Source organism: Legionella maceachernii (assembly GCF_900167045.1).
In the GTDB taxonomy this organism is placed as follows: Bacteria; Pseudomonadota; Gammaproteobacteria; order Legionellales; family Legionellaceae; genus Tatlockia; species Tatlockia maceachernii.
This window is the reverse complement of the sequence record NZ_FUXJ01000021.1, coordinates 1-12847: the sequence shown is the minus strand read 5'-3', so window position 1 is coordinate 12847 and position 12847 is coordinate 1. Positions and strand designations below refer to the sequence as shown.

The window sequence follows — 12847 nt, the reverse complement described above, 5'->3', positions numbered from 1 at the left end:
GTTGTTTTATAAATTTTTCCTATCCAATCAGAGACAGCATGAACCAGTAATACTTCACTCGTGTTGAGTGAAGTATTATTAAGCTCTATTTTTACATCGTTATCCGGATTAATTAATAAGAAATTTGGATGTTTTCAATTACCTTCGGTTCTTATCCATTGGGTAAAGAGTAGGGGCCTAATTCTTCTTTCACATTCTTTTCACGGGTGTTATTAGGTAGTTGCCATTCCTTTACAAACGGATACACTGCTGTCTCCGAGAGTTTGATTTTTTTTGGCGGAGGTTCACTTATCATTGTTTCTGTTTTTTCTTTTTCTACTTCATTTACTTGAATTGAGCCGTCGTTAATGCGGTTAATCCAATCAGCAACAGCATGGATAAACAATGCTTGGCTTGTATTCAACGAAGCGTTATCTATTTTTAGTTTTAGATCATTCTCAAAATGAGCTAATAAAAAGAAAAGAATACGACAGGCTGCTTGACGGACATGCCATTCTTCTCTATTGAGTTTGCCAACAATAGGTTTTACAAGCGTTATAAGAATTTCTTTGTCTAAAGCTGGGGCCATTGTGGTTAAGCAATACAATGCTGCTTGTTGAACAGCCGGGCACGGATCGTCTAGTTTGTCTGTCACAGGTTTAACAAGAGTTGCTATATTTTCCCTCTCTAAAGAAGTGACTATTGTCGCTAAGCAATCTAATGCTGTTTGGTAAACATCCTCCTCTTCGGTATTGAATTTATTTATAACAGATTCAATAAGAATTACTCGCATTTCTTTCCCTACAGCGGAGGCCATGGTGGCTAAGCAACTTAATGCTGATTTGCGAACATCCCCATCTTCGTCACCCAGTTTGTTTCTAATAGGCTCAACGAGTGTTGCTAATTTTTCTTTCTCTAAAGCAGGTGCCATGGTGTCCAAGCAAATTAATGCTGCTCGGCAAACATCAGGATTGGGGTCATTCAGATTAATTTTAACAAGTTCCACAAGGGCGATTAGCGTTTCTTTCTCTAAAGCAGGTGCTATGTCGCCTAACAAATGTAATGCTGTTTCGCGTATCTCTTCCTCTTCGTCATTTAGGCCATTTCTAACCCATTCAACAAGCGTTGTTAGCGTTTCTTTATCGATAGCAGGGGCCATAGTTACTAAACACTTCAGTGCTGCAAGATGAATAAACAAATCTTCGTCATTAAGTTTGTTGATAACAGGTTCAATAAGTGAGGCGAGAGCTTTCTTCTCTAAATTAGGTATCACTGCGGTTAGCCAATCTAATGCGATTTGCATATCCGAACCTCGATCATTAAGGGTATTTTTAACACATTCAACGAGTGTCGCCAGTGTTTCTTTCTCTAAAGCGGGTGCCATAGCGCCTAAACTAGTTAGTGCTGCGTAGCGGACATATTCATTTTGGTCATTGAGTTTATTTTTAACAGGTTCCACAAGCGTTGCTAGCGTTTTTTTATCTAAAATAAGGGCTATAGCGGATAAGCAATTTAATGCTACTCGGCAAATATCCGCATTTTCATCATTGAGTTTATTTTTAATAAATTCCACTAGCGCTGTTCGTGTTTCTTTCTCCAAATGAGTCGTTATAAAGGCTAAGCAATTTAATGCCGCTAAGCGCACCTCAGGATCTTTGTCGATGATTTTGTTGACCACAGGGTCAATAAGTGTTGCCAATGCTCCTTTTTCTAAAAACGGTATCATTGCGCTTAAGCAGTTTAACGCTGCTTCTGGAACATATTCATTTGGGGCATTTAATCTATTTTTAACGGATTCAGCAAGGGTTGTGAGGATAGGTTTTTCTAAAGCAGGGACTATGGCGGCCAAGCAATATAATGCGGCTTGGCAAACCAAGGGGTTTGAGTGATTGAGTTTATTTCTAACAGGTCCAACCAATGTTCTTAGTGTTTCTTTTTCCATAACTGGGACCATGGCTGTTAGACAATTGAATGCGGCTTGGCAAACTCCCGGATCCTGAGCACTAAGTTTGGATACTATCAGTGTAACATCTAATGGAACATGCCAAATGTTGCCAAGCAGTTTCAATCCTCGTAATCGATCGGATAAGCTTAATTGAGGGTTTTTCATCTTTTCAGAGAATTTTTTTGCTAAGGCATGCAAATAGTTGTTATCCCCATTGCAAATTGAGCGCGCGTTGGCGAGTAGGGTGAGTATTTTGGTTTGGCTTGAATAAAATTCGAACTCATTTTTTGCAAATAAAACAGTCTCTACCGCTCGTTGCTGCGCTTTCCCACCCGTGTGCCAGGCGCTTAAAAGGTCTTTAAGACTTAGATGGGAATAGATGTGTACCAAAACCTCTTGAGGTAATGGCGAAAAAAAATTGGTCAGTGTGTTTGTCATGGAACGATACCTTTTAAATCAGTTAAATCAAATGTTGGTATAGGTTTGGGTTCAAAATCTTCTCTCTCCTTCTTTGTGCCGAATCTTCTACACATCCTGTGAAAACCCAGTCCAGCTCAGCTCTCGAGGTCCGCGGCTTGTCTTCAGGAACCAGGTGACTGCGCTAAAAGGCTTAGACTAGGCGGACAAGCCACTGGCCGTAAGCAAGATCAAGAGACAGCTCCTTGCGAGAGGGCTACTTTTCAAAGCCTATTCATTGGGGGATCCTCATGTTCTGGTTGCATTGCCACCTCTGCTTGACTTGAAACGTAGTGAATTTGGTTAATCCAGTTAGAAATAGCATGAATAAGTAATGCCTCACTGGTATTCAGTGAGGCATTATCGATTTCTATTTTTAGTTCGTTATCAGGATTAGCTAATAAAAAGGCAAGAAAATGACATGCTGCTTGGCGAACATTCTGCTTTGGGTCATTGAGTTTGTCTTTAACAGGCTCCACAAGAGTTATTAGCGTTTCTTTCTCCAAAGCAGGTGCCATTACTGTTAAGCAATGTAATGCTGCTTGGCAATGGTCATTGAGTTTGTCTTTAACAGGCTCCACAAGAGTTATTAGCGTTTCTTTCTCCAAAGCAGGTGCCATTACTGTTAAGCAATGTAATGATGCTTGGCAATGATCATTGAGTTTACTTCTAACAAGTTCAACAAGAGTTGTTAGCGTTTCTTTATCTAGAGTTGGTGCTATTGCTGCTAAGCAATATAATGCTTCTTGGCAATGGTCATTGAGTTTGTTTTTAACAGGTTCAACGAGAGTCGTCAGTGCTTCTTTCTCTAAAGTAGGTACTATCGCGGCTAAACAATTTAATGCTATTTCGCAAAAATATGGATTTTGGTCATGCAGATTGTTTTTAACAGGCTCAACAAGAGATATTAGCGTTTCTTTCTCTAAAGCCGGTGCTATTGTTGCTAAGCCCTTTAATGCTTCTTCGCGAACTTTCGAATTTTGATTATTGAGATTATTTTTAATAGATTCAACAAAGGTGGTTAGCATTTCTTTCTCTAAAGCAGATGCCATAGTGGCTAAACAAGTTAATGCTGATTTGCGAACTTGCCAATCCTGGTCATTGAGTTTGTTGGTGATAAGTTCAACGAGGGGAGCTCGCGTTTTTTTCTCTAAAGCGGGTATCATTGCTGCTAAGCAATCTAATGCGGTTCGGCAAACATGTGAATTGGAGTCATTGAGTTTATTGATCACAGGTTCAGCAAGTGCTGTTAAGGTTTTTTGCGCTAAGACAGAGGCTATAGTGGCTAAGCATCTTAATGCCGCATAGCGAATATACCAATCTTGATCATTCAGTTTGTTTGCAACAAACTCAGCAAGCGTTGTTCGCGTTTTTTTCTCTAAAGCAGGTGCCATAACGGCTAAACAAGTTAATGCTGCTTGGTGAACAAAAAAAGCTTTGCTATTGAGTTTGTTGATAACCGGTTCAACAAGCGTTGCTAGCGTTTCTGCCTCTAAAACAGGTATCATGGCGGCTAAGCAATGTAATGCTGCTCGGCAAACATCTAAATTTTGGTCATTGAGTTTGTTGGTAACAGGTTTAACAAGCGTTGCTAGCGTTTTTTTGTCTAAAGCAGGTACCATGGTTGTTAGACAATTTAATGCTGCTTGGCAAACACTCTCATCTTGATTATCCAGTTTGGATATTAGCAGAGTAACATCCAACGGAACGTGCCAAATAGTGCCAAGCAGTTTCAATCCTCGTAATCGCTCGGATAAGTTTAATTGAGGGTTTTTCATCTTCTCAGCAAATTTTTTTGCTAAGGTATGCAAATAGTTGTCATCGCCATTGCAAATCGAGCGCGCGTTGGCGAGTAGAGTGAGTATCTTGATTTGGCTTGAGTAAAATTCGAACTCATTTTTTGCAAATAAAACAGTCTCTACTGCTCTTTGCTGCGCTTTTCCACCCGTGTGCCAAGCACTTAAAAGGTCTTTAAGGCCTAGATGGAAATAGATGCGTACCAAAACCTCAGGGGGTAATGGCGAAAAAAAATCAGTCAGCGTGTTTGTCATGAAACGGTACCTTTCGTATCAGTTAAATCAATCAAAATCCCCTCTCGCGGTTGCGGGAGAGGGTTTAAATCTCAAAACCTATTCATTTGGAGATTCTCTTGTTCTGGTTGCATTGCCACCTCTGCCTGAATTGAAATTTGATGAATTTGGTTAATCCAGCCAGAAACAGCATGAGTAAGTAATGCCTCACTGGTATTCAGTGAAACACTATCGATTTCTATTTTTAGCTCGTTATCAGGATTAGCTAATAAAAAGACAAGGAAATGACATGCTGCTCGGCGAACATCCTGCTTTTTGTCATTGAGTTTGTTGGTAACAGGTTCAACAAGCGTTGTTAGATTTTCTTTCTCTAAAATAGGTGCCATAGCAGCTAAACAAGTTAGTGTTGCTTCGCTAACTTGCCAATCTTGGTTGAGACTATTTTTAAAAGATTCAACAAGCATTGCTAGCCTTTCTTTCATTAAAGCGGGTGCCATGGCTGCTAAGCAAGTTAATGCTGCTTTGCGCATATTCCCATTTTGGTCGTCCAGTTTATTGGTAATCGGTTCAACAAGCGTTCTCAGCATTTCTTTCGCTAAAGTAGGTATCATGGCTGCTAAACAATCGAATGCTGCTTCTCGAACATCCCAATTTGGGTCATTGAGTTTGTTTGTAACTGATTCAACAAACGTTGCTAGCGTTTCTTTCTCTAAAGTAGGTGCTGTTGCTGCTAAGCTCCTTAATGCTGCTTCGCGAACTTTCCAATCTAGGTTATTGAGATTATTTTTACCCCATTCAACCAAGGTTACTAGCGTTTCTTTCTCTAAAATAGGTGCCATAGCGGCTAAACAAGTTCGTGCTGCTTTGCGAATATCTCCCTTTTGGTCATTGAGTTTATTTGTAACCGATTCAATAAGCGTTGTTAGCAGTTCTTTTTCAAAAGCAGGTGCCATAACGGCTAAACAATTTAATGCCGCTTTGCGAACTCCCCAGTCTTCGTTATTGAGTTGGTTTATAACAGGTTCAATAAAAGTGGCTCGGATTTCTTTCGTTAAAGTAGGGATCATGGCTGTTAAACAATCGAGTGTTGCTTCGCGAACATACCAATTTGGGTCATTGAGTTTATTGATAACCGATTTAACAAGCATTTTTAGCGTTTCTTTCTCTAAAATAGGTGCTATAGCGGCTACGCAATTTAATGCCGCTTTGCTAACTCCCCAATCTTTGTTATTGAGTTTGTTTTTTATTAGCTCAACAAGTGTTGTTAGCGTTTTTTTCTCTAAAGCAGGGATCATAGTGGTTATGCAATTTAATACAGCTTGGCGAACGTCTGAATGGGGGTCATTGAGTTTGTTGGTAACCGATTCAACAAGCGTTATTAGCGTTTCTTTCTCTAAAGCGGATGCTATAAACGCTAAACAATTTAATGCCGCTTTGCGAACTCCCCACTCTTGGTCACTGAGTTTGTTGCTAACAGGTTCAATAAAAGTGGCTCGGATTTCTTTCGCTAAAATAGGGATCATGGCTGTTAAACAATCGAGTGCTGCTTCGCGAACATGTGAATTGGAGTCATTGAGTTTATTGATCACAGGTCCAGTAAATGTTGTTAAGGTTTTTTTCTCTAAGACAGAGGCTATAGTGGCTAAGCACCTTAATGCCCCATAGCGAATATACCAATCTTGATCATTCAGTTTGTTTGCAACAAATCCAGCAAGCGTTGCTCGCGTTTTTTTCTCTAAAGCAGGTGCCATAGCGGCTAAACAAGTTAATGCTGCTTGGTGAACAAAAAAAGGTTTGCTATTGAGTTTGTTGATAACCGGTTCAACAATCGTTGCTAGCGTTTCTTTCTCTAAAGCAGGGATCAAGTTTGTTAGACAATTTAATGCTGCTTGGCAATCCTTCGGATCTTGATCATTCAGCTTGGATACTATCTGCGTAATTTCTAACGAAACGTGCCAAATGTTGCCAAGCAGTTTCAATCCTCGTAATCGCTCGGATAAGTTTAATTGAGGGTTTTTCATCTTCTCAGCAAATTTTTTTGCTAAGGTATGCAAATAGTTCTCATCGCCATTGCAAATCGAGCGCGCGTTGGCGAGAAGAGTGAGTATCTTGATTTGGCTTGAGTAAAATTCGAACTCATTTTTTGCAAATAAAACAGTCTCTACCGCTCGTTGCTGCGCTTTTCCACCCGTGTGCCAAGCACTTAAAAGGTCTTTAAGGCCTAGATGGAAATAGATGCGTACCAAAACCTCTGGGGGTAATGGCGAAAAAAAATCAGTCAGTGTGTTTGTCATGAAACGGTGCCTTTCGTATCAGTTAAATCAAAATCCCCTCTCCGCTTGCGGGAGAGGGCTTAAATCTCAAAGCCTATTCATCTGAGGAGCCTCTTTTGGTTGCGATGCCACCTCTGTTGAAACTTGATGAACTTGGTTAATCCAGTCAGAAACAGCATGAATAAGTAATGCCTCACTGGTATTCAGTGAGGCACCATCGATTTCTATTTTTAGTACGTTATCAGGATTAGCTAATAAAAAAATGAGAGAATGACATACTGCATGACGAACATCTTGCTCTTGGCTATTTAATAGATTTTTAATAGGTTCAAAAAATATTAATAGTGTTTCGTTATCTAACGCAGCCATTATAGCTGCTAAACAAATTAATGCTTGATCGCGAACAAAAAAATCTTGGTCATTAATTTTGTTTATAACAGGTTCAACAAGAGTTACTAACATTTCTTTCGCTAAAACAGGTAGCATCTTGGCTAAACAAGTTAATGCCGCTTCGCAAACATCCCTATCTTCGTCTTTGAGTTTATTGCTAATGTGCTCAACAAGAGTTTCTATTGTTTCTTTATCGAGAATTGGTACTATTCTTGCCAAGCAATTTAATGCTGCTTGGCTAACATCTCGATTTTGGTCATTGAGTTTGTTTTTAACAGGATCAAGAAGCGTTGCCAGTGTTTCTTTCTCTAAAACAGGTATTATCTCGGTTAAGCAATTTAATGCACTTTCGCAAAAAGATGGACTTAAGTGATTCAGAGTATTTTTAACAGACTCAACAAGAGATATCAGTGTTTCTTTTTCTAAAGCCGGCGCTATTGCTACTAAACCCTTAAATGCTGCTGCGCGAATTTGCCAACCTTGGTAATTGAGATTATTTTTAACAGATTCAGCAAGCGTTGTTAGCGTTTCTTTCTCTAAAGTAGGGACTATTGCTGCCAAGCAATTTAATGCCGCTTTGCTAACTCCCCAATCTTCGTTACTGAGTTTGTCTTTCACTGGCTCAACAAGTGTTGCTAGCGTTTTTTTCTCTAAAACAGGTATCATAGTGGTTATGCAATTTAATGCCGCTTTGCGAACTTCTGAATGGTGGTCATAGAGTTTGTTGGTAACCGATTCAATAAGCGTTGTTAGCTTTTCTTTCTCTAAAGCGGGCGCCATAACGGCTAAACAATTTAATGCTGCTTTGCGATCTGTCCAGTCTTCGCCATAGAGTTTGTTGGTAACAGGTTCAATCAAAGTGGCTCGGATTTCTTTTGCTAAAGTAGGTATCATGGCTGCTAAACAATCGTGTGCTGCTTCGCGAATATACCATTTTTGATCACTGAGTTTGTTGGTAACCAATTTAATAAGCGTTGCTAATGTTTTTTTCCCTAAAACAGGTGCCATAGCGGCTAAACAAGTTCCTACCGCTTTGCAAACATCCCTATCTTTGTCATTGAGTTTGTTTATAACAGGTTCAATAAGTATGCTCAGGGTTTTTTTATCTAAAACAGGCGCCATAGTAGCTAAACAAATTAGTGATGCATAACGCACACCTGAATCATGGTCATTGAGTTTATTTGTAATGGGGTCAACAAGCGTTGACAGTGCCCCTTTCTCTAAAGAAGTTGCCATAGCAGTTAAACAACCTAATGCTGCTCGGCAAACATCTGAATTTTGATCCTTGAGTTTGTTATTAACAAGTTCCACAAGCGTTGCTAGCGTTTTTTTGTCTAAAGCAGGTACCATGGCTGTTAGGCAGTTGAATGTTGCTTGGCAAACTTCCGGATCTTGCGCACTAAGTTTGGATACTACCCTTGTAATGTCTAGAGGGACCTGCCAAATGGTGCCAAGCAGCTTCAATCCTCGCAATCGCTCGGATAAGCTTAATTTAGAGTTTTTCATCTTCTCAGCAAATTGTTTTGCTAAGACATGCAAATAGTTGTCATCGCCGTTGCAAATCGAGCGCGCGTTGGCGAGTATGGTTAATATCTTGATTTGACTTGAATAAAATTCGACACCATCCTTTGCAAATAAGACAGTCTCTACTGCCCTTTGTTGCGCTTTTCTACCCGTGTGCCAGGCGCTTAAAAGGTCTTTAAGTCCTAGATAGGAATAAATGTGTACTAAAGCTTCTTGAGGTAATGGTGAAAAAAAATCAGCCAATTTGTTTGTCATGAACGGTACCTTTTAAGTCAGTTAAATCAAATCTTGTATAGGTTTGGATTAAAAATCCCCTCTACTGCAAGCGAGAGAGGGCTAAAATCTCAAAGCTTATTCATTTGAGGATCCTCTTTTGGTTGCGTTGCCACCTCTGCTTCAATTGAAACTTGATGAATTTGGTTAATCCAGCCAGAAACAGCATGAATAAGTAATGCCTCACTGGTATTCAGTGAGGCACCAGCGATTTCTATTTTTAGATCGTTCTCAGGATTAGCGAATAAAAAGACAAGAAAATGACATGCTGCTTGGCGAACACCCTGATCTTCGTCATTGAGTTTGTTGGTAATAGGGGCAATAAGTGTTGCCAGCGTTTTCTGCTCTAAAACAGATGTCATCGTGGCTAAACAAGTTAATGCGGTTTGGCGAACATCTGAATTTAGGTCATTGAGTTTGATGGTAACAGGTTCAACAAGCGCTGTTAGATTTTCTTTCCCTAAAGCAGGGGCCATAGCGGCTAAACAAGTTAATGCGGTTTGACGAACATCTGAATTTAGGTCATTGAGTTTGTTGGTAACAGGTTCAACAAGCGTTGTTAGATTTTCTTTCTCTAAAGCAGGGGCCATAGCGGTTAAACACATTAATGCTGCATAGCAAAGATGATCATGTTGGTCATTGAGTTTGTTTGCAACAGGCTCAACAAGCGTCGCTAGCGTTTCTTTTTCTAAAGTAGGGGTCATGGCGGCTAAGCAATTTAATGCCGTATAGCAAACATTTTCATTTTGGTTATCGAGTTTATTTTTAACAGCCTCAACAATAGAAGCGAGCTTTTCTTTCTCTGAAGCAGGCGCCATAGTAACTAAACAAGTGAATGCTGCATTGCGAACATACTCAATTGGGTCATTGAGTTTGTTGATAACAGGTTCAACAAGCGCCACTAGTGTCCCTTTCTCTAAAGTGGGTGTCATAGTGGTGATGCAAGTTAATGCTGTTTGACAAGTCAGTGGATTTGAGTCGTTGAGTTTGTTGATAACAGGTTCAACAAGCGTTACTAGCGTCTCTTTCTCTAAAGCGGGTGTCATAGTGGCTAAGCAAGTTAATGCGGTTTGGCAAACCACTGGATTTGAGTCATTGAGTTTGTTTGTAACAAACTCAGCAAGCGTTACTCGCGTCGCTTTTTCTAAAGCAGGCGCTATAGTGCTTAAGCAATTTAATGCATGGCAAACATCTGAATCTTGGTCTTTGAGTTTATTGATAACAGACTCAACAATCGTTGTTAGCGTTTTTTTATCTAAAAGGGGGACTATAGCGGACAAGCGATATAATGCTGCTTGCCAAATAATTGGATCTTGGTTATTAAGGTTGTTGGTAATAAATTCAACAAATGTTTTTCTGCGGATATGAAAACTCTGGTCATTGAGTTTATTGGTAATTGGTTCAATCTGCACGGCCGGAGCTTCTTTTTCTAAAGCAGATTCTAGTGTTTTTAAGCAATCGAATGCTGCATTACGTATTTTCAACCAATCCTGGTCATTGAGTTTATTTGTAATTAATTTAACCAATGAGGCCAGGGTTTCTTTTTGTAAGGCAGTCGCTATGGCCTCTAAGCAATATAATGCGGCTTGGCAAACAATCGGATTTGAGTCATGGAGTTTGCTTATAACCGGTTCAGCAAGTGTTCTTAGCGTTTCTTTTTTTAAAACGGGGGCCACGGTGATTAGATAATCCAATCCGGCTTGGGACACTTTCCAATTTGGGTTACGGAGTTTATTGGTAATGGGTTCAACAAGCGTAACTAGCGTTTCTTTCTCTAAAGCAGGGACTAGCTCTATTAGACAATTTAATGCTGCTTGGCAAGCCTTCGGATCTTGATCATGAAGTTTGGATACTATCTCTGTAATATCTAACGAAACGTGCCGAATCATGCCAAGGAGTTTTAACCCTCGCAATCGATCGGATAAGTTTAATTGAGGGTTTTTCATCTTCTCAGCAAATTGTTTTGCTAAGTCATGCAAATAGTTGTCATCGCCATTGCAAATCGAGCGCGCGTTGGCGAGTATGGTTAATATCTTGATTTGACTTGAATAAAATTCGACACCATCCTTTGCAAATAAGACAGTCTCTACCGCCCTTTGCTGCGCTTTCCCACCCGTGTGCCAGACGCTTAAAAGGTCTTTAAGGCCTAGATTGGAATAAATGCGTACTAAAACTTCTTGGGGTAATGGCGAAAAAAAGTCAGTCAGCGTCTTTGTCATGAAGTGGTACCTTTCATAGTAATTAAATCAGTCAAATCCCCTCTCCTGCTTGAGGCAGAGGGCAGGGAAATGGTTTAAATCTCAAAACCTATTCATTTGGAGATTCTCTTGTTCTGGTTGCATTGCCACCTCTGCTTGAGTTAAAACTTGATGAATTTGGCTAATCCAGCCAGAGACAGCATGAATAAGTAATGCCTCACTGGTATTCAGTGAAGTACTATCGATTTCTATTTTTAGATTGTTATCAAGGTTGGCTAATAAAAAGAAAAGAAAATGACATGTTGCTCGGCGAACATACAAATCTGGGTCATTGAGTTTCTTTGTAATAGATTCAACAAGTATTACTAACGTTTCTCTCTCTAAAGTAGGTGCCATGGTGCTTAAGCAATGTAATGCGGCTTGGTAAAGATCTCGATCTTGGCTATTCAGATTATTTTTAACAGGCTCAACAAGAGTTATTAAAGTTTCTTTCTCTAAAGCAGTTGTCATGCATGCTAGGCAATGTAATCCTGCTTCGCACACATCAGGGTCTTTGTCACCGAGTCTATTTCTAATACTTTCAATAAGCGCTGTTAGTGTTTCTTCATCTAGAATAGATGCTATTGTTGCTAAGCATTTTAATGCTGCTTGGCTGACATCCTCATCTTCGTCTTCGAGTTTATTTCTAACAGGTCCAATAAGCGTTACTAGTGTTTTTTTGTCTGAAGCAGGCGCTATTGCTGCTAAAGAATTTAATGCAGCTTCGCGAACTTGCGAATCTTGGTGATTGAGATTATTTTTAAAAAATTCAAAAAGCGTTGCTAATATTTTTTTCTCTAGTGCTGGCGCCATTGCTGCTAAGCAATTTAATGCGGCCCGGCAAATATCTGGATCTTCATGATTAAGATTATTTTTAAAAAATTCAACAGGGTTTATTAGAGCCTCTTTATCGAGAATCGGTGCTATAGCGGCTAAACAAATTAATGCTGCTTTGCGAACTTGCCACTCTTGAGCATTGAGTTTGTTTGTAACAGGTTTAACAAGGGTTGCTAGCGTTTCTTTCTTTAGTCCTGGCGCCATTGCTGCGATGCAATCTAATGCCCCTTGGCAAAAAGATGGATCTTTATGATTGAGAAATTTTTTAAACAATTCAATAAGCGTTGCTAGTGTTTCTTTCTCTAGCGCTGGAGCCATTGCTGCTAAGCAATCTAATGCGGCTTGGCGAACATCAGGATCTTGATCATTGAGTTTGTTTTTCACAGGCTCAACAAACGTTGCTAGGATTTTTTTCTCTAAGGCGGGGATCATGGCTGCTAAGCAATGTAATGCCTCTTCGCGCACATTCTCGTACTCGTCATTAAGTTTATTACTAACCGGTTCAACAACAGCGGCTAGCGTTTTTTCCTCTAAAGCAGAGACTATGTCTGTTAAACAATATAATGCGGCTTGGCAAGCTTCGGGATCTTGATCATTAAGTTTGGATACTATTGCTGTAATGTCTGGAGGAGGAACGTGCCAAATAGTGCCCAGTAGTTTCAATCCTCGTAATCGCTCGGATAAGCTTAATCGAGGGTTTTTCATCTTCTCAGCAAATTGTTTTGCTAAGTCATGCAAATAGTTGTTATCGCTATTGTAAATCGAGGGTGCGTTGGCGAGTAGGGTGAGTATCTTGATTTGGCTTGGGTAAAATTCGACACCATCCTTTGCAAATAAGACAGTCTCTACCGCTCGTTGCTGCGCTTTCCCACCCGTGTGCCAGACGCTTAAAAGGTCTTTAAG

Annotated in this window: 6 protein-coding genes; all 6 read right to left on the bottom strand. The window is 39.9% G+C overall.

Annotation, left to right across the window (positions count from 1 at the left end):
• Positions 1 to 151: 151 nt before the first annotated feature.
• Entirely contained in the window at positions 152 to 2362 is a 2211-nt protein-coding gene (locus B5D33_RS14315) for a hypothetical protein (protein WP_058453448.1), read from the bottom strand.
• A gap of 242 nt (positions 2363 to 2604) precedes the next feature.
• Positions 2605 to 4431 (bottom strand): HEAT repeat domain-containing protein, encoded by a 1827-nt coding sequence (locus tag B5D33_RS14310; protein WP_078767481.1) that lies wholly within the window; start codon positions 4429 to 4431, stop codon positions 2605 to 2607.
• Positions 4432 to 4502: 71 nt separating this feature from the next.
• The gene (locus B5D33_RS14305; protein WP_058453450.1) at positions 4503 to 6704 is read right to left on the bottom strand and encodes a hypothetical protein; all 2202 of its coding nucleotides are present in this window, start codon (positions 6702 to 6704) and stop codon (positions 4503 to 4505) included.
• Positions 6705 to 6770: 66 nt separating this feature from the next.
• The gene (locus B5D33_RS14300) at positions 6771 to 8852 is read right to left on the bottom strand and encodes a hypothetical protein (RefSeq protein WP_078767480.1); all 2082 of its coding nucleotides are present in this window, start codon (positions 8850 to 8852) and stop codon (positions 6771 to 6773) included.
• An 89-nt stretch (positions 8853 to 8941) separates the two neighbouring features.
• Positions 8942 to 11089, bottom strand: a complete 2148-nt coding sequence (locus tag B5D33_RS14295) for a HEAT repeat domain-containing protein (protein ID WP_078767479.1) — start codon at positions 11087 to 11089, stop codon at positions 8942 to 8944.
• An 81-nt stretch (positions 11090 to 11170) separates the two neighbouring features.
• Positions 11171 to 12847: HEAT repeat domain-containing protein (locus B5D33_RS14290; protein ID WP_078767478.1), on the bottom strand; the 1677-nt coding region annotated here is incomplete at its 5' end.